Below are 19,602 nucleotides of genomic sequence, written 5' to 3' on the forward strand. Positions count from 1 at the left end.
AAGGACAAACTTATGGATTTTGCCAGTTTACACGATTTGCTCCGCTCGACCTATGACGAGATGATGCCGCTTTGTTCGGATATGACAGGTGTGGCAAAGGGGATTGCGGGCTTGGGTGCGCTCTTCTATATCGCACTGAGGGTATGGGCTTCGCTTGCCCGTGCCGAGGCAATCGACGTGTTTCCGCTCCTACGTCCCTTTGTGATTGGTTTTTGCATTATGTTTTTCCCTACGATAGTGCTTGGCACAATGAATGGCGTACTCTCCCCAATCGTCAAGGGTACGGAAATGATGGTGGACAAGCAGGAGGGGACACTTGCCAAACTTATAGCACAAAGGGATAAGTTGCAGGAGGAAGCCTATCTGCGCAACCCCGAAACGGCATTTTTGGTATCGAATGAAGCCTTTGACCAAAAGATTGAAGAGATGGGCATCGTCGGTCCGGAGGATGCCATAACCATTGCGGGAATGTATGCGGAACGCTCTGCCTACCAAATGAAACAATGGATTTTAAAGTGTGTTCACGACATCATGGAAATACTCTTCCACGCTGCGGGATTGATTATTGACACGCTGCGCACTTTCATTCTGATTGTGCTCTCCATTCTTGGACCCGTCGTTTTCGGCATTGCCGTATGGGACGGACTGTCGGGGTCGATGACGGCTTGGTTTTCTCGCTATATATCGGTGTATCTATGGTTACCGGTGAGCAGCATCTTGACCGCCCTTCTGACAAAGATACAAGTGCTGATGGTGCAGAAAGATATTGAAACCCTTAGCGACCCGAATTTTCTCCCCGATGCGGGCAGTTGGTATCACATTGTCTTCTTCCTCATCGGTATCGTGGGCTACTTCTGTGTGCCTACGGTAGCAGGCTGGATTATTGAGGCTGGTGGTGGCATCGGCTCTTACGGTCGCAACGTCAACCAGACGGCTCAGCGTGGAGCGCAGGGCGCATACACCGGAGGCAAGTATTTGGCAGGTGGAGCCGGAGCCGTTGCAGGCAATGCCATCGGACGTATCAAGGGTGCATTACTCAAAGGTAAATAACAAAAAACGTAAAAAACAATGGAATTCAAATCACTCACCAATATCGAGACCTCATTCCGTCAGATCAGGCTCTATGCCTTTGTCTTTGCCATCGTCTGCGTGGCGGTCAGCGGCTATGCCGTCTATGCCTCGTATGGCTTTGCCAAAGAGCAGAGGGAGAAAATCTATGTGCTTGACCAAGGAAAGTCCTTGATGCTCGCACTGAGTCAGGATGCAAGCAAGAACCGACCTGTGGAAGCGAGGGAACACGTCCGTCGTTTCCATGAACTGTTCTTCACCATCGCGCCCGATAAGGATGCCATCGAGAAGAACATGGAGCGTGCCTTTGTGCTGTGTGACAAGTCGGCTTTCAATTATTACAAGGACTTGGCGGAAAAGGGTTATTACAACCGTGCCATTTCGGGCAATGTCAATCAGCGTATCGAGGTGGACTCTATCCGCTGCAACTTTGAGGTCTATCCCTACGAGGTAACGACCTACGCCCGTCAGTTCATCGTGCGACCGAGTAACATCACGGAGCGTAACCTGATTACGACCTGCACCTTGCAGAACTCCGTCCGCTCGGACAACAATCCGCAGGGCTTCCTCATGGAGCAGTTTATGGTGCGACAGAATCAAGACCTCCAAACCTATAAACGATAGCACGATGAAAAGAACAAGGGGATTTTCATTCGCACGGCACTATTTGAGGGCGCACTTGTGGCTTCGCCATCGGTGCGACAGGCTCACGGCAAAGCAGCGCAAGCTGATTGTATTCGGATTAAGTTTTGTCTATCTCGTCTGTTCTTTAGTGATGATAGCGCAGTTTTTCCTGCCGCACGATAAGGAGGAAAGACTACCTATCCCCAAGGGAACGATAATAGACAGCGACATCCATACAGATAGCGTATTTATACGACTTTATCAACAATATTCAACTAATAGTAATGAAAATGGATAATAAACAGAAAGAATATCTCAAGAAAGGACTGGTCTTCGGTGGGCTGGGATTGCTTTTCGCCCTCTCGATGTGGTTCATATTTGCCCCGTCGGGCAAGGAGAAGAGTGCGGCGCAGCAGGGACTGAACGACAGCATACCGCAGGCGACCACCGAACAGCTGACGGGCAACAAACTCAAAGCCTACGAATTGGGCGACAAGAGCCGTCAGGACGAACAGACACGCGAGGAGATGGGCAGGCTTTCGGATTACTTTGATAGTAATACCGCCCCCTCGGAAAGCGAGCGTGCGGAAACAGCCGCTTCGACGGCAAAGATTGAAAGCTCAATGCACCGCTATGAGGAGAACAACCGCCTGTTGAACTCTTTTTATGCACCCGATCCGCACGAGCAGGAGCGTGAGGCACTGCGCTCGGAGTTGGACAACCTCAAAAAGGAATTGGCATCAAAGAATGAGAATGAGGATGCGGAGGAGAAGCGACAGCTCGCTCTGATGGAAAAGAGTTACCAAATGGCGGCGAAGTATCTGCCACAATCTTCTTCAACTACCAATGCTGCCAACGCTTTTACACCCGCAAAGGAAAAGGGAGTTTTGGAAACATCGGCAACAAAACAAGTATCGGTAGCCGGTTCTCTTCCTGCAATGGAGGTATTGGCAGAACGTAAGCAGGTGGTGTCTTCGCTCGACCAGCCGATGACAGATGCCGACTTTGTTCAGCAATACGGCACGAAGCCACGCAATATGGGCTTTCATTCGCTCACGAGTGCGGTTGCTGCCGTGTCCCGCAACACGCTCAGCGTGGTGGTGGACAGGACAGCGACACTCAAGGAGGGCGATAATGTGGCGTTGCGCATGCTCGAAACTGCCCAAGTGCAGGGCTTGCGCATTCCCCGCCAAAGCCGACTCATTGCGAGGGCTAAGATTGAGGGCAACCGTCTGCACCTGCTCGTTAAGAGCATTGAAGTAAAGGGACGGATTATTGCCGTGAAGCTCTCGGCATACGACACCGACGGACAGGAGGGTGTGTTCATTCCCGGTTCGGAGGACATCAACGCCCTCAAAGAGGTGGGTGCGAACATCGGTGGTTCGATGGGGACTTCCTTCACTTTTGCTTCCTCCGCCAAAGACCAGATTATCTCGGAGGCGGCACGTGGGGTGATGCAGGGCGCAAGCCAGCTGCTCCAAAAGAAACTCCGCACCGTCAAGGTAACACTTAAAGGCGGCTACCGCATGTTCTTGGTTCAGTCAAAATAAGCATATCAATCAATAAAAATAGCAATAACAAAATAATAACAACAATGAAAAAATGGATTTTTTCGGCTGTCCTGCTTGCCACGATGGGAGCGTCAGCCACTGCACAGACAACGACTTCAACGCTCACGCCCGACCATCCGCTCTCATCGGGAGAACTCTTTCAAGGGATGAGCAAGGCAATCCCAAACGGACGCATCGTCCTGCCTTACGGCTTGGAGGTTACTTTTGAAAAGACGGTGCATCTGATTTTCCCTGCGCCTGTCCGCTATGTGGATTTGGGTTCACAGAACATCATTGCCGGCAAGGCGGAGGATGCGGAGAACGTGCTGCGTGTGAAGGCTGCCGTCAAGGATTTTGAGACGGAGACCAACATGAGCGTGATTTGCGAGGACGGCTCATTCTACGCTTTTAACGTGAAGTATGCCGATGAGCCAGAGAAGCTGAGCGTGGAGATGAAGGACTTTCTGTCGCCCGTCGAGGGACGTTTGCCGAGCAATCGTGCGGACATCTACTTCAAGGAACTCGGCAACGAGTCGCCCGTACTCGTCAAGCTGATGATGAAGACCATTTATCAAAATGATAAACGTGTATTTAGGCATATCGGCGCCCAAATGTTCGGTATGAAATTCCTGCTTAGGGGATTGTATGCGCACAATGGCTTGCTATATTTTCATACCCGAATAGACAATATGACCAACATGCCGTATTCGGTGGACTTTATCACCTTCAAGGTTGTGGATAAGAAAGTAGCTAAACGCACTGCCATTCAGGAGAGAGTGCAACAACCACTCCGTGCCTATCATCAGGTGAACTATATCAAGGGAAAGCACACCGAAAGTTCAGTGTTTGCCTTGGAACAGTTCTCACTATCAGAGGATAAACAGCTTGAAGTGACGCTTTATGAGCATAATGGTGGACGAACGCTTACCTTCTATGTCGAGCCGCAAGATTTACTTTTGGCTCAGAAGATTGATAACCTCAAACTTAAATGGTAATGAAGAAGTATCTTTTCCTTCTTATGTGTGCGGTGGCCATTGCGCTGCCCACACAGGCACAACGGCTGATTCCAAAGCAAAAAGGCTTGGAAATAGTAGGTAACGTGCCAATTATCAAAGGCGAGAATTTGTTTGCCAAAGACAATTTTGGCATAGGTATTTTGCTCACTCGCTATCTGAAGCGTGAGAATTATTCATTTCTTACGGTAGAATATGAGCAACAAAATATGCCGTATCGCAGCTATGATGTGAAACTCAAAGATGCCTTCGTGCATTTGGGTTATATGCAGCCTATTGTTTCTGACAATGGTAAAAATGTATTTGCCTATGCTGGAATATCCGCTTTGGGTGGCTATGAGGAACTTAACGAAGATAAGAAACTACTTCTTGATGGCGCAAAACTACTCGATGACTCTCACTTCGTCTATGGTGGAGCGGTGCATCTATCCATAGAATGTTTCTTATCGGACAATGTGCTGTTGCTACTCAAAGGACAGGGACGCATACTCTTTGGTACGGATGTTCATCATTTTCGCCCTGCTGTATCGGCAGGAATCAGGTTTAATCTATAAATGTAGGGAACAATGAAAAAGAAAATTTTTAATAGTATATGGGTAATGGGAGTACTTGCCCTTGCCGTGTTTTGTTTATCTGCTTGTGATAGGGAGTTGGATGTTCAGCAGTCTTACCCGTTCACTGTCGAGACGATGCCCGTTCAGAAGAACATCGTCAAGGGACAGACGGCAGAAATCAGGTGTACACTCAAACGTGAAGGCTACTTTGCCGACACTCGCTACACCATCAGATATTTCCAGCTGGACGGGAAAGGAACGCTAAGAATGGATAATGGATTAGTCTTTAAGCCCAACGACCGCTATCCACTCACAAAAGATGTGTTTCGACTCTACTACACCTCCGCTTCGACAGACCGACAAACCATTGATGTGTATGTGGAGGACAACTTCAAGCAAATCGCCAAACTGTCGTTCAACTTCAACAATGAGAAGGCGGAGGACAAAGGAAAGTCCGGCGCAGTAGTAACCAAAGCCTTGAACGATGCGAACAGCTAAACGCTTTGCTTTATTCTGTATAATATGTTTGTTCTGTCAATCACTCCCGGCTCAGCGTGGGGTGCGATTGGCAGACTTATCACCTTTTGAGCGTGTCGTAGTGGTCGTAAAATACTTCGAGGGACTACATAGAAAGGATTGTTATCCCTATGTAGGATACGGTCATCGGTTGCAGCCACACGAGCATTTTTCTCCTAATATGTCAGAGCGGCAGGCAGACTCTCTCCTGCGTGCCGATCTTTGGAAATGCTTTGAACACTTCAAAGGATATGGTAAGGATGCACTACTACTTACTTTGCTTGCCTACAATGTAGGAGTAGGTCGTTTGATCGGTTATGGTAATCATCCCAAAAGCCGACTAATACGAAAGATAGAGTTGGGCGACAGGAACTATTATCGTGAATTTGTCTCTTTCTGCCGATACAAAGGAAAGGTGCTACGAGGACTTGTCAAACGACGAAAGGTGGAGTTTGCCCTGTTTTACATACCCTGATTATCAAATACACCCCTTGCGACATTTTTATGCTCCGTAAGGGGCGTTTTCTTGTCGTTTTAGTCGCCTTCTTCGTTATGATTGAGTAACTTTGCAAAAAATGGAAATTGTCAGACTTTTTGTATGTAATTAAATTATAATGCAATTATTGCGACTTTCTTTTGCTTCTTTTCTTTGGTCGCCTGCTCGTTCAAAGAAAAAGAAAAGAAGCCACGCAATTTTTTAAGGTTGCGTGGCTCATTGTGTTAGAGATTTTCGGTTGTTTCAATTATCCGCTCTTCGGGGTGGGTATTAAAAGCCCAGTTGATTTGTTCATCGGGTAGTGTGCTGTGTATTCCTCTGCCCATCACCATTCCACAATCTTCAAGGATTTTGCGCTCGGCTTCTTCTCGGTCTGTGGCTACAACCTCAAACACACCTTCAAAAACGTATTGGGTGCATACTCTGTAAACTTTCCTTTCCATATTTTCAAAACTCAGCGATTAGTAATCTGTGTTCCATTGGTTCACCATTCGATAGCCAACGGTGGGTTAGCCAAAAATGATGTGCACCGTAACCATAGACAAAAAACTTGTCAAGTTCCGTTTCTTGGGAGATTTGGAGGAGTGCGGTCTGCAACTCCTCCTTGTTCTCGGCTATGCTTATGGCATTGATAACTCTCACGATGATGATGGGTATTTCATCTGCCCACGAGTTGTTGAGAGCTTTGCTCGAAAAATTATGAATAATGCCTTCTACTTGTACTTTCATATTGTTGTCGTTTATAGGTTGATGTTTTTATTTACTCTCTGCAAATAAGGGTGCAGTCCTCTACTTCGGTTGGTAGTCCAAAGGCTGGAACGTGGGTAAAATAAGGTTGCATATTCCCCTCTATGTCTGTGTGGGGCGATATAACCTCCGCTTTGGTGTCCTTACTCCATTGGTCTGCGAGTGCGATTTCTTCGTCTGTCAGTCCTGTACTATCTCCATTGATAAGGTAGCCTAAACTCCACGTTGGAATTTTCTCTATTGTCTTGTATGTCGCCATAATCGTTGTTATTATAGGATTGTTATGCGGTTGCTCTCTGTGCTATCATTCTCATATTCTTCTGCATCAAGGCGAGTATCTGTTCGTGATACTCGGTGTTCTTGTTGCACACTCCACGACTTTGTACCACTTTCATCGTTTCCAATGATACCTCAATGGTTTCGATGCGCTCTCCGTCCTTTGTGGCAGAGAAGATAAGCGACTGCGGTTTGCTGTAATAGTGTGCGTCATATACGCAATGGTGCATTGCCGTGCCTTCCTCTAAATGCTCTTGCACACTCTCCAAAACGTGGATACGGATAATGCCGTCAGTAAACTCTATGCCAAAGAATTTTGCTTTGAGTTGCTTGTACTCTTGTTCGGCTTCTATTGCTTCCTTACGCTTCTTGATAATGTTCTCACGCTCTTTCATCGCTCTGCTCTTGGCTTGGTAATGGTCGTGCGCTGCTCTTAGGTCGGTGGGGCAAACATACTTGGCATTGTGAATATCCTTGCCTAATTGATTGAGCATATCCACCATATCACACCATAGACTTCCGTCCTCTATATGGTAGCCGTTTCGCAAACAGATGCGGATAGATGCCCAATAGCTATCAATGCTTCTTCGACCATTGTGCATGAAGAATTTGAGTAGCGGGATTTGCCCCGACTTCAACAAGGTTTCCACACGGCTATCGGAAAGCAGTGCCGGTATAAGTTCGGTAGGCACTATATTGTGGAAGTTTCCCTCAAAACCATTTCTGCGGAGTGTGTCCGTAACCTTGAACTTGGGATATATCGGTGAGTACGATATATGGCGGTAGGCTTCGTTGTCGTTGCGTACTGCCATTGGCGAACAGAAAGAAAAGGTGTCAATGTATCTGCCTAATGTTCGTTGAACGGCAATAATCGTTTTTCTTCCTTGTGCGTTCCACCAATACTGACCGATTTCAAAGGTATATGAAGATGCCTTGCAACCTTTCTCCATTTCCACAGAAAGGAGGAACATTCTTAGTATTTGGTATTCTCCGCAAGTGGTAAGTATTGTAAAGTACTGCTTCTGCCTAATCTTGCGTTCAAAGGTTTCCTTGACCTGCAACCTTGCCCCGCAATGGGGGCAGATGCAAGTGTCCGTAGGCTTTTCTATTGTCCAACTATGCCCACAATCCATACACGTTGTGCGACCTTTGGGCAGTCGGTAGGCGAAATGGTCTATACATTCACGGAATGCCCATTTGCTCTGTGTCTTGGTTATCGGGCGAAGGTGCTTACTCTCGGCAAGGACTGCCTTCTCATATTTGTTTCTTGGTTTCATAGGCTTAAAAATCAAATAGTGACGGTTGTGTTTGGGGTGCTGCGCTTTCGGTTTTCTTCACTCGTGCGTTACGGCTCTGTATCTTGGCAAGTTCCTCACGTTGGTACTGCTTGATGGCTTCTTGCCTTGCTTCGGCTTTCTCCTCCTCTGTGAGTTCCACAATATGATTTACTGCCACTCTGCAAGTGATTTCCTTTCCTACTTCAATTTCATCCTCGTCATAGTAGTGTACCGCCATTGAGTAGATTTCATCGTCCTCAAAGCCATTGCAGCCATTCGCCTGCACTTGGTTCAAGATGTAGGTTACACACTCCTCGATGCTCTTGTTAGGCTTCATCAAGTTGGGTGCAAACAAATGGTCTGTCGCTGCACGCTGATTGAGATACTCGGCTATTGCTCGCGTAAAATGTTCTGTTCCTTTCATAGTCGTTTAATGTTTGGGGATTTCTACTATTTGATTGACACTACCATACAAATAGGCTCTTAGGCTGGTGCGGTCGGGTGCGTAATACTCTGCCCAATGTCCGTATTGATTGACCAAATACTTCTTCAATACGTCCATAAAGTCAAACCGATAACCCATAAGGGGTACGGCTGTACGGAAGTAGGTGTTTGTGTTCACCGCTTCGGCAAGCCAATTCTTTTCCTCACGGCTCATTCGCTCACCACGATTGAGTTTCACACGGAGAAGATACACCTTGCTATTACAAAGGCTCTCCAACGGTTCAACTTCCCACTGCACAAACTTAGTTGCCAACACTTGCTCACTTTCATCAACCACCGAACTTATGCGGTAATGAGAGGAGGAGCTATATCCTTTTTTCTTCATCGAAGATGTGATATTTACTTTCTGCTGTTCCATAATGACATTTTTTTTATGCGTCCAAAGATCGGAGTATGCTGATTCCTTTTTGTAGCAAGAACAAGGTAGGGGGCGCAGCCGGCACAAGGTTTTGCAGGAAAATACTACCCGGAATGAAATGTAGGTGTGGAGATTTTCCGTACAAACCAAAGGCACAGACCTTGTGCAAGCCGTAGCCCTTACTACCTTTGCGAATAAAAAGAAATCAGCACCGACTTATGGCACATCAAAGTGGAATAGATGGACTTAAGAAGCGAAAGTGCAACGCCGGTATGGAAAATGAAAAAGGTGGCTACCTCAACCGAGATAACCACCCATAAAGAAGAATGAATCGAAGAATATCTTTCCTTGTGCCTTAGAGTACACAGAGCAGGATTGCCAAGATGACGGCAAGCCAGAACAGCCAACGCAGGATTGTAAAGGTTACTTGCAGAATAACTTTAACAATGAAGCGTAGTATCAGGAAACCGAGAATAATCGAAACGGCGGTTACGACTTGCGGCGTAACTATCTTCGAGATAAGGTAAACTGCACCGATAACGATGGAAAGCAGAACGGCGAGTTCGATGAAGCGTGTCCAACCGAAGCGGCGGACTTGCTTGGGAGAAGTCGGCGGCTGCCTGTTCCTCTCGGTTTTATACGATGCGTCTGCCTTGATGAAGGCGGGCTGATGAATATCTTGATTCATGATGATTGTTTTCATAATCGGGGCTTTTAATAGTTCAAGAGCGATAACAAGATCCTCTAACGACCCAAAGACAAGTGTTTGGAAAACTCTTGACGTGTGGAGTGGAGCGTTTATCTTGGCTCTTGACACTACAAAAGCCCCCGATGGTGAAGTATCAAGCCATGTTCTCACCGCCTATCGTTGGCAGACCATTGACCTTAATGAGCAGCACGATTGTACCAGTCAGCTCGGTGTACAGTTTGTCGTATTCTGTACCTGCCGCAAAGTCGTCCGTGAGTTCGTACTTGGCAAATACCGCTTGAATTGCCTTGTTGTTCAGCAAAATTAGTGCTAACCTTTCGGGAAGCGGACTTGGCAGTTCCTTCTCAAACTCCTGCTCCAGTACGGAAACAAGGGTATCATACTTTGAGAAGTGTAGGTTGTGGTACAGCACCTCGCTTGCCATCGTCTCTGCTTCGGGATGTGAGAAACCTTGCGCCACGGCATCGCAGTAAGCCGTCAATGCCTCGTCTGCGCGAGCGGTTATAAACGCATTGTCATTCTCTCTCTCAGGGAAATGCTCTCCGAGATACGCTTCCAACTTCAGATGGAAGTAGGAAAGTTCTTTCTTTGTCGTTGTCATAAATTCAAAATTTTAGGGTTATATACATTATTTTTTGGAAATGCCTAATGCCGTATTGAAAGTACCCAACTTGTCAGCCAGCTCATCCATATCGTGTTCTATCTTCTTATTGGTAATACGGGCATAGATTTGCGTTGTCTTGATGTTGGTGTGTCCTAACATCTTACTTACGGATTCGATGGGAACTCCCTTGGATAGGGACATCGTGGCAAATGTGTGCCGGGCGAGGTGGAATGTCAGGTTCTTCTTGATACCGCAAATATCGGCAATTTCTTTCAGATAACTGTTCAGTTTTTGATTCGTCAGCATGGGGAAAAGTTTGCCATCACGATAGGTCTTGCCACTATATTTTGCAATGATGCTCTTGGGTATATCGAGTAAAAGAACGTTGGTTTCCACGCTCGTCTTCTGCCGCTTGGTCATTATCCACTGCTTGCCGTTGAGCGTGACGATGTTTTCAGGAGCGAGGTTGTACACGTCTATGTACGCAAGTCCCGTGAAGCACGAGAACACGAACACGTCCCTTACAAGTTCCAAACGACCGATGCCGAAATCTTTGTTGGCAATTTTAAGGATTTCCTCGTCTGTGAGGAATCCACGATTGACCGGTTCCATGTGAAAACGGATGTTGAGGAACGGATCATGGTGCAGGACACCTAGTTTCCTGCCCAGAATGGTAATCGTCTTGAAGGTTTTCATCATCCTCGTGGCTGTGTTGGGATTCTGCCCGACAACCGTTCGAAGATAAATGTCGAAGTCGTGTATCACGATATAGCCGAGTTCGGACAGGCGGATGTCAGACCGACCGTATTTATCACGAAGGAAATTTGAGAAGTGTTTCTTGCAGACGTTGTATTTCTGTAAGGTTGCAGCTTCGACCGACACGCCTACCTGCCGTGCAACGTCACTATTGTGCTTGTTGAAGAGGCTCATTAGGGTGTCCACATCCTCCTTCTTACCAAGATACTCCGACTTGATACGCTCCAAGGACACCTCGTCCGTCATCTCGACTTTCTTGAAGATGGTCTGGAGTCCGCTCTGAATGTTGTCAAGTTCGAGGTTGGTGGAAAGTGCTTCAGTTGTCCTTCCCTTCAATCGTTCCTTCTCCCTGTCCCATTGAGACTGTTGGACAGCAATGCCCGTCGAGCCGATGGAAAGGCGTTCGTTGTTGAGATAGATTCTCAGCATGACAGGGGTCTTGCCCTCCTTGTTCACATAATTGCTTCTGAGATAGAAGACTGCTCTGAAAATAGCTTTCATACATTTTACTGCTTTTAGTTGTAGCCTGAATAGAGGTCTTGTCCTAACACCTGCCATCTGTAGCCGTAGCTTGTCGGACACATTGTTGCCCGAAGTGGTGTATGGTAACAAAAACACCTCTGTAATCACGCTGCAAAGTTCAACATATTTGTTTGAATAGCAGTAATTTACGCATACTCCTTATGTACTCTGTATGTACTCTTGGCTACATTTTTATTTTGCCTTGAAAATGTGTAGCCTGATTGTAGCCTTTTTAGAGTATTTTGGGAGTTTCTGCCCCCTCCGTGCATACTCTGAAATTTGGGATGGGTATAAAAGAAAAGTATCATAACTACTTGTAGCTATGATACTTACGATTTTCTTAGGTTTCCCTCTGATGTTCATTTCAGAGTACCTAAAGCGGAGAGAGGGGGATTCGAACCCCCGAACCGCTTTAGGCGGTTACACGCTTTCCAGGCGTGCCTCTTCAGCCACTCGAGCACCTTTCCTTATTTGGTGATGCAAAAGTAAGACTTTTATCTTAAATTCGGATGCAATTCGACAAAAAGTTTCACTTTTTCACTCTGCCCATCCTTAAAAATAGCTTTACTCTTTCAATAACGCTGTGATTTTAAATTGGAAGTGTTTGCTTTTTATGAATGAATCGACACTACCCCATTTGTTAAGGGCGGTTCTATAAATTACCACCGTAATTTTTATTTATGTTGGACAGTTTACGTTTTGTCATCTTGCGGTCTTTTTTGGGTTCAATTTGCTTGTTCGTTCAGTCGTATAGCTCGCTATACTCCTTCACTCACAAACAAATTGACCACCAAAAACAGCCTCGCAATCTGACAAAGCTAATTTATAGAAACGCCCTTAATCGTTTGGCAGGCAACTAAATGCACAACGGCTCTTTTCAAATGATGAGGTGGAAACTTATTTTGACGGTTTTGCCTTCTTCGCTCGTCTACGTCCAAACAAGTCTTTGAGATTGGTAAAGTCTTTCTTCAAAATCAAGCCTACTCCTTGCGTGTTAAGACTGTTGCGCGTAAAGTATCTGTCATTGGTCTGATTGTACACCTTGATGGCCAGATTGCCACTCGGCAAGAGCAGATATCGGATGTCGAAATCACCAATAAATGTGGTCGTGGCATTGGGGTTGTCCCTGTAACCAAACTGTCCGTTGATGAGCAGACGGTTATTCAATAGTCGTCCACTGAGCAGTCCTTCATACTCGGCGTTATTGAATCCTTCGGTGCCGGTGGAGATGTTGGCGCCAATGTTCCAGTTGGCGTTATCGATAACGGTATTCAGCACGTTGTTGATTTGCTGGCTCAATGTTCCACTGAGGATACTCTGCATAGCAAGGCTCGCCTGACTTTGTTGCGCCGTGCCATCAGTGCCGGCGTTGTTGTTAGTGCCTTGCGAATAGAATCGGCCTACCGCGAGCAGGTAAAGCACTTGTTGGTTCATCTCCTCTTCGCTGTTGATGAGGCTGTAAACCATCTGCTTGGCGTCGTTGCTCAAGGTAGGCATGTCGAGGTTGAAATCCACTCGAGGGGCCTGGGGCGTGCCTGTGATGTTCATCAGGCAATTGATGCGAACGTTGTTGTTGGTGAATGACCGCCCGATGTTCAAGTCGGCCAAGCTCACACCATTGACGGTGTGTGTGGCGTTGAGGTTGAGTGCCGCATGATAAGGGTCGCCCCCGAAGGTGATGGTGCTGCCCTGCTGAAATTGAAAGTCCTTCTTGATAACGTTTTGAATGGTCAGTCCATAGATACCATGATCGACCACATAGTTGCCAAACATTTCGAACGCACCCTTGTCGTAATAGCTGGCGCGCAGCACGCCGTTGCCGTTCAGGGCGATGTAGTCACCCGTCTTGTTGTCCATGAGCAGTTTGAGCGTGAGGTTGGGCGTGCAGTTAATGAGCAGATTCAGATGTAAGTCTCCAGATACCTCGGGCAGCTTTTGTGCGGCCAGATTAGTTGTTTCTTGACGTGGTGCGATGCTATCTGGTTGCAGTGAATCGGTTCTTGTGGACCATCTGATGAAGTTCTGGGTGCTTACCGCATCCAGGCCGGCCACGTTGTACACGATTTGTGAGCCTTTTTGCGGTATGGCGTTAACGTCGATGTTTAAATCGTCACCATTACCAGTGATGGCGCAGTTGCCGTTGATGTAGGCCGTTCCATAGAAGGTATTTCCACCAAAAGTGTGCGTGTCGTAAGCCAAGAGGTTCTCTGCAGCGATGTGCAAGTCGTATCGCAAGTTGCGCAGGTTGTCGTGACGCAGCCTGCCATTGACAATGCCAATGTTCTCATTTCGGTCGTAGATAGTGTCGTTCTTGAAAACAATCTCATCGGGTGTCAGGGCAATCATGCCCCGCCTGAGCGTATAATGGGTGTTGAGGGGCGTGATGCCCAGAGAGCCGTCGGCGACAACCTGTCCGGTGAGGTTGAGATAGGACAAGTCGCCATAAAGCCGCAGCTGTCCTGTTCCGCTGGCATCAACGTCTTGCATGAACGAACCACAGAAGCCTTCGAGGAATTGCAAGCGTGTCTGCCGGGCTTGGATGGCCAAGTCGATGTAATGCTTGCTTGGCGAAACAAAACCGTTGATTAAGGTTTGCCGGCCTTGGTCGTTGGTTTGAGCTTGGATGTCAATCTGCTTCAAGGGAGCGTTCCAGCTGACGTTGGCATCCAGGACTCCCATTTGTCCGGTCTCAAATTCAAATGAACTGACCTGTACGTTCGCATGTCCCTGCGGTTTTCCAAAGACTCCCGATGCGAATGCGCGTCCAGACAACCGCCCTCCGAATGTTACGGCATCGAATTGAAGTAGGTTCAGCACATAGTTTACGTCAATACCCTTGAGGTCGGCCACCAGGGTGTCTGTAGGATTTTTGGTGGCCAGCCCTGCTAAGATGATGTGTTGGTCGTCGTGATGGATGGAGAAATGATCCACCGTGAGGTGGTTTTTGCTGTACATGATGTCCGACGGTTCGATGTTCCAGATGCTGTCTTCTATCAGTATCTCCGACGGATGTATGATTACATGGGCTGCCGGCTCACCGTTCTTTTTCTTGAAGAACTGTGTCGTGGTGTTCAGAGTTCCTTGAAACGGATGGACGGCATGATTGTTAAACCACAGGGTGGTGAGCAAGTGGTCGTTGGCTGCGGAGGACTGCACCCGCCAGGTCCATCGCTTGTTCTCTGCATCCAGCTTGTTGGCCTCTGCGCTGAAGTGCAGCGTGTCGGTTGGCGTGGACAAGTGTAGGTGATTGTCCTGGTATCGGCTTCCGTCGTAAGTAAAATCGGGCGCATTGACATTGATGTTCAGTTGGTTGTTGACGCTGTTGATGGTGCCGCTGAGTTGCAGGGGTTGTTGCAGGGAGAGCGGGATGTCAAAAAGATAGTTTGCCCAATCGGTCTTACTGATATCAGCATACAGGCGAACGTTTGTGCGTGGGGTGACGCGCCTTGTCATAGGCGTAAGCAGTTGGATGCCTGGAAGTTTGTCAATGATAACATTTTCGATGTTCTGTAGAATGGAATTGTAGTCGAATGTGCCAACCACCAATGCGTTGCCGAAATCGCCATCGAGAGAAATGAAATGTTCTTGGCGCTGGTCGTACCCAGTTTTCAACTCAAGTCTTGACAATGAATAGGTTTGGTTGGGATCGCGCATCATGACATCCGAAAGGAGCATGCGACCCGTGATATCTTTCAGGGAGTGACCTGACAGTTGAGAACTTGCTTGAAGGCTAACCATTCGGTTGGGCCACTTTTGTGTGAGACGCAAGGCCGAGAGGTTTACGTCTTTTGCCGTGAGGTCGAACAGGGCGGCGTAACGTGCTTGGTTTCTATTAACCTTTCCCTGGATGTTCAGTACGCCGTTGGGATCGTTGAGCGCAGCGGTTCCCTCAAAGTGGTCCAAACGAGAATGTGCATCCAGTGAGCCGCGTCCGTTGATTGAAACGTTTTTGTATGGGTATCCTTTGTATTCTATTTTGGGGACATCGCCTTTGATGTTGAACATGGCTTGGCTGCCTTGTTTGCGAAATTCGTTGAGCTGAATTTTAGCGGTCAGCGTCCCCCAATCTTGGTCGGACAACAAGGGAGCCAACTTAAAATCGCTGGTTTCCATCATTCCCTTGTAGGTGCCTTGAGCGGCCGTAGCATCAAACTTGATGTCACCCAAATTGGATGAAAAGATTCCTTTGGAATAGATGTCTTTCCCCTCTCCATGGAAGTTGCCTGACAGACGGATGTGGTCAAATTTCGCCAGTGGCGTGTTCTGATATTCCTTGGGCAGATACTTTTTGACGGCTGCTTGTTGAAGGTTGAGCGTCTGCAGGTCAAGATTCCATTTTGGAGACTTGCTCCATCTTTGAATTGTTGCCTTGGCGGTAAGCTCCAGTTCGTTCTTGGCAAGCAAATGGATGCGATGTATGGCCAAAGACGATGCCGTTCCGGAAAGCGATGCCTGGATGTTGATAGGCGTATGGTATGGACTGAGCTTTGAAGAGATGAAAGCCAAGTCGGATGGTGTGACGTGTGAGTTGTTGATGAGTCCATGGTAGGATAGCGAGGGCATGTAGGGAGCGCCATCCCTCATCCGGTAATTGGCCCAGACATGGTTTAACACCAGTTTAGAGTTTGGCAGCTCCAATTTGAAATTCTCCAGGACGGCATGGTTGGTGTTTGCCCGCAATTTGGATGAGAATGATTTTACCTGAAGCCCTGACCGTTCCTTGAAGCTCAGATTTTTCAGTTTGACATTCAGCGAGTCTTTTGACAATTCGCTGACAATGACATGCGCACTGATGTCTTTCAAAAAGAGGTGCGCTGGTGAGAATTGTCTTGTCTGCGGTAGGTCCAGTTGGTCGTATTTAACAGCACCGTGCCTCAATACGATAGAGGCGATGCGGATGGGCTTAGACTGTGTTGTGGTGTCTTTCGATGCTAAAGAGTCGATGACGAATTGAAAGTTGGGCTTGGCGTTCTTGCTGCTTTTGTAAAGATTAGCCTGCATACCGAACAGCTGAGCCGAGGAAATGGAAATTTCTCCACGTGTTAAAGGAATGAAATCCAGTTTCACAGAAAACCTGGATGCTTGTAGCATGGGCTTGCCTTGTTGGTCAGTGACATAAAGACCGTCAATGATGATGCGATTGAGAAAGCCTATGTCAATGCGTTCTACTTTCACCTCTGTGCCAAGCCGCTTTGATAATAAGGATGCTACTTGCTGACCGCAGGCGTCTTGGATGGACGGTATACGCAACAAAATGATGATTGTAAGATAAATTCCTACAATGCTCCAAATGATGATGTTGAGTATATTTTTAAACTTCTTCAGACAGCGTTCAGCTTTGTTTTATGCAAAAGTACATCATTTTTTGACACGGCTGAAATAAATGATTGCTTTTTCTTTTATAAATCAGTAAAAGTTACTAAATTTGCCAAACATTTGGATATGAACAATATCTTATGCCCTCATTGGTTGGAAAAAAGTTTAATTTTATATATTCTATGGTAAATGTAATTAAGTTACGTAAGGGCTTGGACATTAATCTGAAGGGTAGAGCAAACGAACAAAAAACATCTTTAAAACAGAGTCATCAATACGCTCTTGTTCCTGACGATTTTGCCGGCGTAGTCCCTAAGCTATGTGTGCATGAAGGGGACGACGTGAAGGCTGGAGAGGCTCTTTTCGTTAACAAGAAGTTTCCAGAAGTCAGGTTCGCCTCACCGGTCAGTGGAAAAGTGAAGTCAATTGTCCGCGGTGATAGACGTAAAGTGATGGCTGTTATTGTGGAGGCGTCACAACAACAGGAGTTTGTTGATTTTGGCAAGAAAGACGTGAGGAGTCTTTCTGGTGACGAAGTCGTAGAGGCGCTGTTGCAAGCAGGTCTTTTTGGATATGTCAATCAGTTGCCTTATGCCGTTTCGACCCAACCACAGAGCAAACCGAAGGGTATTTTTGTTTCTGCTTTCAGAAACATGCCTTTGGCCGGCAAGTTTGAGTTCGAGCTGAAAGGCAACGAAGAAGCTTTCCAAACAGGTTTGACTGCGTTGTCGAAGATTGCTAAGACATATTTGAACATCCATGTCAATCAAACCGACAAGGCCTTGACACAGGCTTCTGATGTTGAGATTACGGCTTTTGACGGTCCCTGTCCCTCCAGCAATGTAGGCGTGCAAATCAATCACCTGTCACCCGTGAACAAGGGTGAGGTGGTATGGACGGTCGAACCAACGGCTGTCATCTTCATGGGTCGTTTGTTCCTTACTGGTAAGGTAGACCTCACGCGGACGGTGGCCATCGCAGGCAGCAAAGTGAAAAATCCTCAGTATGTGGATGCTTTGGTTGGAACACCGATATCTGACTTGTTAGCAGGACAGATAGGCAGTGAGAGCGAAAACGAACATCTGCGCATCATCAATGGTAATCCATTGACAGGACGCAAGTGTGAGTTGACCGACTTTCTCGGCGCACACACTTCGGAAGTTTGCGTGATTCCAGAAGGTGACCAGGCTGACGAATTGCTGGGATGGATTTTGCCACGCACCAATCAGTTCTCTGTTTCACGCAGTTATTTCTCGTGGCTTTCAGGAAAGGAAAAACAATACGACCTGGATGCGCGCGTCAAAGGTGGAGAGCGCCACATGATTATGAGTGGCGAGTACGATCGGGTGTTGCCCATGGATATTTATGGCGAATACCTCATCAAGTCTTTGATTGCAGGTGACATCGACAAGCAAGAACAGCTGGGGATATATGAAGTGTCTCCGGAAGATTTCGCCGTTGCCGAGTTTGTGGATTCTTCTAAGTTGGAACTTCAGAAGATTGTACGCAATGGTCTGGACATATTAAGAAAAGAAAACGCATAAGGACATGAGTTTAAAAAAATATTTAAATAAAATCAAGCCACACTTCGAAGAGGGCGGTAAGCTACATGCTTTCTGGAGTGTCTATGATGGTTTTGAGAGTTTCCTTTATGTTCCCAACACGACAGCCAAGACAGGAGCTCACATCCATGACGCCATTGACTCGAAGAGAATCATGAGTTTGGTGGTCATCGCTCTGCTACCTGCCTTGTTGTTTGGAATGTACAACATTGGATATCAGAATTTCGCAGCTGCCGGTGAGTTGGCCAACGCCTCTTTTTGGGAGATGTTCATTTATGGTTTCCTGGCCGTATTACCTAAAATCCTTGTTTCTTACATCGTAGGTCTGGGCATCGAATTCGCCTGGGCACAGTGGAAGAAGGAAGAAATTCAGGAAGGTTATTTGGTAACGGGTATTTTAATGCCACTTATCATCCCCATCACCTGTCCGTTGTGGATGCTGGCATTATCAGTAGCATTCGCAGTGATTTTTTGCAAAGAGATATTTGGTGGAACGGGCATGAACATTTTTAATGTGGCATTGTCTGCCCGCGCATTCCTTTTCTTCTCCTATCCTGGACAGATGACGGGTGATTCGATATGGGTAGCCAGTCATCAGATATTTGGTTTGGGCAACACTTTGCCAGATGCAACCACCATGGCCACTCCGCTTGGTGAACTGGCTCTCCATGTAGACATACCCTACTCTACCTGTGACATGTTGGTTGGTTTGATACCAGGTTCCGTTGGAGAAACCAGTGTCATCGCCATCGCCATAGGTGCCTTGCTGCTGTTGGTTACAGGCATCGCTTCATGGAAAACGATGTTGAGCGTATTCGTTAGTGGTGGTCTCATGGCCGCACTCTTCAGTGCACTCGGCATGACATCTATAGCATGGTACGAGCATCTTATATTAGGTGGATTCTGTTTCGGTGCCGTATTCATGGCTACCGACCCAGTAACTTCCGCACGTACTGAAAAGGGTAAATATATCTATGGCGCCCTCATCGGTGTGATGACAATCATCATCCGCGTGATGAATCCTGGTTATCCTGAAGGTATGATGTTGTCGATTTTGTTTGCGAATATGTTCGCCCCATTGATTGACTATTGCGTCGTTCAAGGCAACATCAACAAGAGAATGAAACGTTTAACTGCTCATAATAAATAA

20 protein-coding genes and 1 tRNA gene are annotated in these 19,602 nt (G+C 47.0%); 10 read left to right on the plus strand and 11 right to left on the minus strand.

What is annotated here, in order from left to right:
- The first annotated feature begins 12 nt into the window (after positions 1-12).
- The 8 genes from traJ to NQ518_RS05900 are packed head-to-tail and all read left to right on the plus strand — an operon-like array spanning position 13 to position 5,800.
- A complete protein-coding gene (gene traJ / locus NQ518_RS05865) occupies positions 13-1,050 on the plus strand; it encodes a conjugative transposon protein TraJ (RefSeq protein ID WP_008448442.1) in 1,038 nt (345 codons plus the stop codon).
- 18 nt (positions 1,051-1,068) lie between these two features.
- Positions 1,069-1,692 carry a conjugative transposon protein TraK gene (gene traK, locus NQ518_RS05870; protein WP_036895233.1) on the plus strand — a complete coding sequence of 208 codons (624 nt, stop codon included), beginning with the start codon at positions 1,069-1,071 and terminating at the stop codon, positions 1,690-1,692.
- Positions 1,693-1,696: 4 nt separating this feature from the next.
- Complete coding sequence (locus tag NQ518_RS05875; RefSeq protein WP_024992812.1) at positions 1,697-1,990, plus strand: hypothetical protein; 294 nt, start codon at positions 1,697-1,699, stop codon at positions 1,988-1,990.
- Entirely contained in the window at positions 1,983-3,242 is a 1,260-nt protein-coding gene (gene traM, locus NQ518_RS05880; RefSeq protein ID WP_036886724.1) for a conjugative transposon protein TraM, read from the plus strand. Before NQ518_RS05875 ends, traM begins: the two co-directional genes overlap by 8 nt.
- Before the next feature lie 44 nt (positions 3,243-3,286).
- A complete protein-coding gene (gene traN, locus NQ518_RS05885; RefSeq protein ID WP_036886690.1) occupies positions 3,287-4,237 on the plus strand; it encodes a conjugative transposon protein TraN in 951 nt (316 codons plus the stop codon).
- Positions 4,231-4,809 (plus strand): conjugal transfer protein TraO, encoded by a 579-nt coding sequence (locus tag NQ518_RS05890; protein WP_004339670.1) that lies wholly within the window; start codon positions 4,231-4,233, stop codon positions 4,807-4,809. Before traN ends, NQ518_RS05890 begins: the two co-directional genes overlap by 7 nt.
- A 12-nt stretch (positions 4,810-4,821) precedes the next feature.
- Positions 4,822-5,307 (plus strand): DUF3872 domain-containing protein, encoded by a 486-nt coding sequence (locus NQ518_RS05895; RefSeq protein WP_025064881.1) that lies wholly within the window; start codon positions 4,822-4,824, stop codon positions 5,305-5,307.
- Positions 5,294-5,800 (plus strand): glycoside hydrolase family protein, encoded by a 507-nt coding sequence (locus tag NQ518_RS05900; RefSeq protein ID WP_021668738.1) that lies wholly within the window; start codon positions 5,294-5,296, stop codon positions 5,798-5,800. Before NQ518_RS05895 ends, NQ518_RS05900 begins: the two co-directional genes overlap by 14 nt.
- Positions 5,801-6,045: 245 nt before the next feature.
- Here NQ518_RS05900 and NQ518_RS05905 read toward each other — a convergent pair whose 3' ends face one another.
- The 11 genes from NQ518_RS05905 to NQ518_RS05955 form a co-directional block, all read right to left on the minus strand.
- The gene (locus NQ518_RS05905; protein WP_021668302.1) at positions 6,046-6,264 is read right to left on the minus strand and encodes a hypothetical protein; all 219 of its coding nucleotides are present in this window, start codon (positions 6,262-6,264) and stop codon (positions 6,046-6,048) included.
- Between the two features lie 4 nt (positions 6,265-6,268).
- Positions 6,269-6,550 carry a hypothetical protein gene (locus tag NQ518_RS05910; RefSeq protein WP_021668301.1) on the minus strand — a complete coding sequence of 94 codons (282 nt, stop codon included), beginning with the start codon at positions 6,548-6,550 and terminating at the stop codon, positions 6,269-6,271.
- Positions 6,551-6,581: 31 nt separating this feature from the next.
- Positions 6,582-6,827, minus strand: coding sequence for a DUF6926 domain-containing protein (locus tag NQ518_RS05915; protein WP_004338370.1), 246 nt, complete (start codon positions 6,825-6,827; stop codon positions 6,582-6,584).
- 22 nt (positions 6,828-6,849) lie between these two features.
- Positions 6,850-8,121 carry a PcfJ domain-containing protein gene (locus tag NQ518_RS05920; RefSeq protein ID WP_036869724.1) on the minus strand — a complete coding sequence of 424 codons (1,272 nt, stop codon included), beginning with the start codon at positions 8,119-8,121 and terminating at the stop codon, positions 6,850-6,852.
- A gap of 4 nt (positions 8,122-8,125) precedes the next feature.
- On the minus strand, positions 8,126-8,545 hold the full coding sequence (locus NQ518_RS05925) for a PcfK-like family protein (RefSeq protein ID WP_036927959.1): 420 nt from the start codon (positions 8,543-8,545) through the stop codon (positions 8,126-8,128).
- A gap of 6 nt (positions 8,546-8,551) precedes the next feature.
- Positions 8,552-8,983, minus strand: a complete 432-nt coding sequence (locus tag NQ518_RS05930; RefSeq protein WP_004338373.1) for a hypothetical protein — start codon at positions 8,981-8,983, stop codon at positions 8,552-8,554.
- 355 nt (positions 8,984-9,338) lie between these two features.
- The gene (locus tag NQ518_RS05935) at positions 9,339-9,686 is read right to left on the minus strand and encodes a hypothetical protein (protein WP_024992821.1); all 348 of its coding nucleotides are present in this window, start codon (positions 9,684-9,686) and stop codon (positions 9,339-9,341) included.
- A 139-nt stretch (positions 9,687-9,825) separates the two neighbouring features.
- The gene (locus NQ518_RS05940; protein ID WP_025064765.1) at positions 9,826-10,293 is read right to left on the minus strand and encodes a DUF1896 domain-containing protein; all 468 of its coding nucleotides are present in this window, start codon (positions 10,291-10,293) and stop codon (positions 9,826-9,828) included.
- 27 nt (positions 10,294-10,320) lie between these two features.
- Entirely contained in the window at positions 10,321-11,553 is a 1,233-nt protein-coding gene (locus tag NQ518_RS05945) for a site-specific integrase (protein ID WP_004339662.1), read from the minus strand.
- Positions 11,554-11,953: 400 nt separating this feature from the next.
- Positions 11,954-12,041, minus strand: a tRNA-Ser gene (locus NQ518_RS05950).
- A gap of 430 nt (positions 12,042-12,471) precedes the next feature.
- Positions 12,472-16,827 (minus strand): translocation/assembly module TamB domain-containing protein, encoded by a 4,356-nt coding sequence (locus NQ518_RS05955; protein WP_227960496.1) that lies wholly within the window; start codon positions 16,825-16,827, stop codon positions 12,472-12,474.
- A 245-nt stretch (positions 16,828-17,072) separates the two neighbouring features.
- Here NQ518_RS05955 and NQ518_RS05960 point away from each other — a divergent pair, with 245 nt between their 5' ends.
- Together NQ518_RS05960 and NQ518_RS05965 are read left to right on the plus strand one after the other, a co-directional pair.
- Positions 17,073-18,434, plus strand: a complete 1,362-nt coding sequence (locus NQ518_RS05960; RefSeq protein WP_227960494.1) for a Na(+)-translocating NADH-quinone reductase subunit A — start codon at positions 17,073-17,075, stop codon at positions 18,432-18,434.
- 4 nt (positions 18,435-18,438) lie between these two features.
- A complete protein-coding gene (locus NQ518_RS05965; protein ID WP_227960492.1) occupies positions 18,439-19,602 on the plus strand; it encodes an NADH:ubiquinone reductase (Na(+)-transporting) subunit B in 1,164 nt (387 codons plus the stop codon).

The organism is Hoylesella buccalis ATCC 35310 (genome assembly GCF_025151385.1).
Taxonomy (GTDB): Bacteria; Bacteroidota; Bacteroidia; order Bacteroidales; family Bacteroidaceae; genus Prevotella; species Prevotella buccalis.

Excerpts from the sequence above, each read along its gene's own strand:
- NQ518_RS05910 (WP_021668301.1), bottom strand. The coding sequence starts at position 6,550 with ATGAAAGTACAAGTAGAAGGCATTATTCATAATTTTTCGAGCAAAGCT.
- NQ518_RS05900 (WP_021668738.1), top strand. The coding sequence starts at position 5,294 with ATGCGAACAGCTAAACGCTTTGCTTTATTCTGTATAATATGTTTGTTC.
- NQ518_RS05890 (WP_004339670.1), top strand. The coding sequence starts at position 4,231 with ATGGTAATGAAGAAGTATCTTTTCCTTCTTATGTGTGCGGTGGCCATT.
- NQ518_RS05895 (WP_025064881.1), top strand. The coding sequence starts at position 4,822 with ATGAAAAAGAAAATTTTTAATAGTATATGGGTAATGGGAGTACTTGCC.
- NQ518_RS05915 (WP_004338370.1), bottom strand. The coding sequence starts at position 6,827 with ATGGCGACATACAAGACAATAGAGAAAATTCCAACGTGGAGTTTAGGC.
- NQ518_RS05935 (WP_024992821.1), bottom strand. The coding sequence starts at position 9,686 with ATGAAAACAATCATCATGAATCAAGATATTCATCAGCCCGCCTTCATC.
- traJ (WP_008448442.1), top strand. The coding sequence starts at position 13 with ATGGATTTTGCCAGTTTACACGATTTGCTCCGCTCGACCTATGACGAG.
- NQ518_RS05940 (WP_025064765.1), bottom strand. The coding sequence starts at position 10,293 with ATGACAACGACAAAGAAAGAACTTTCCTACTTCCATCTGAAGTTGGAA.
- NQ518_RS05965 (WP_227960492.1), top strand. The coding sequence starts at position 18,439 with ATGAGTTTAAAAAAATATTTAAATAAAATCAAGCCACACTTCGAAGAG.
- traM (WP_036886724.1), top strand. The coding sequence starts at position 1,983 with ATGGATAATAAACAGAAAGAATATCTCAAGAAAGGACTGGTCTTCGGT.
- NQ518_RS05945 (WP_004339662.1), bottom strand. The coding sequence starts at position 11,553 with ATGAAAGCTATTTTCAGAGCAGTCTTCTATCTCAGAAGCAATTATGTG.
- NQ518_RS05905 (WP_021668302.1), bottom strand. The coding sequence starts at position 6,264 with ATGGAAAGGAAAGTTTACAGAGTATGCACCCAATACGTTTTTGAAGGT.
- NQ518_RS05920 (WP_036869724.1), bottom strand. The coding sequence starts at position 8,121 with ATGAAACCAAGAAACAAATATGAGAAGGCAGTCCTTGCCGAGAGTAAG.
- NQ518_RS05875 (WP_024992812.1), top strand. The coding sequence starts at position 1,697 with ATGAAAAGAACAAGGGGATTTTCATTCGCACGGCACTATTTGAGGGCG.
- traN (WP_036886690.1), top strand. The coding sequence starts at position 3,287 with ATGAAAAAATGGATTTTTTCGGCTGTCCTGCTTGCCACGATGGGAGCG.
- traK (WP_036895233.1), top strand. The coding sequence starts at position 1,069 with ATGGAATTCAAATCACTCACCAATATCGAGACCTCATTCCGTCAGATC.
- NQ518_RS05930 (WP_004338373.1), bottom strand. The coding sequence starts at position 8,983 with ATGGAACAGCAGAAAGTAAATATCACATCTTCGATGAAGAAAAAAGGA.
- NQ518_RS05925 (WP_036927959.1), bottom strand. The coding sequence starts at position 8,545 with ATGAAAGGAACAGAACATTTTACGCGAGCAATAGCCGAGTATCTCAAT.
- NQ518_RS05960 (WP_227960494.1), top strand. The coding sequence starts at position 17,073 with ATGGTAAATGTAATTAAGTTACGTAAGGGCTTGGACATTAATCTGAAG.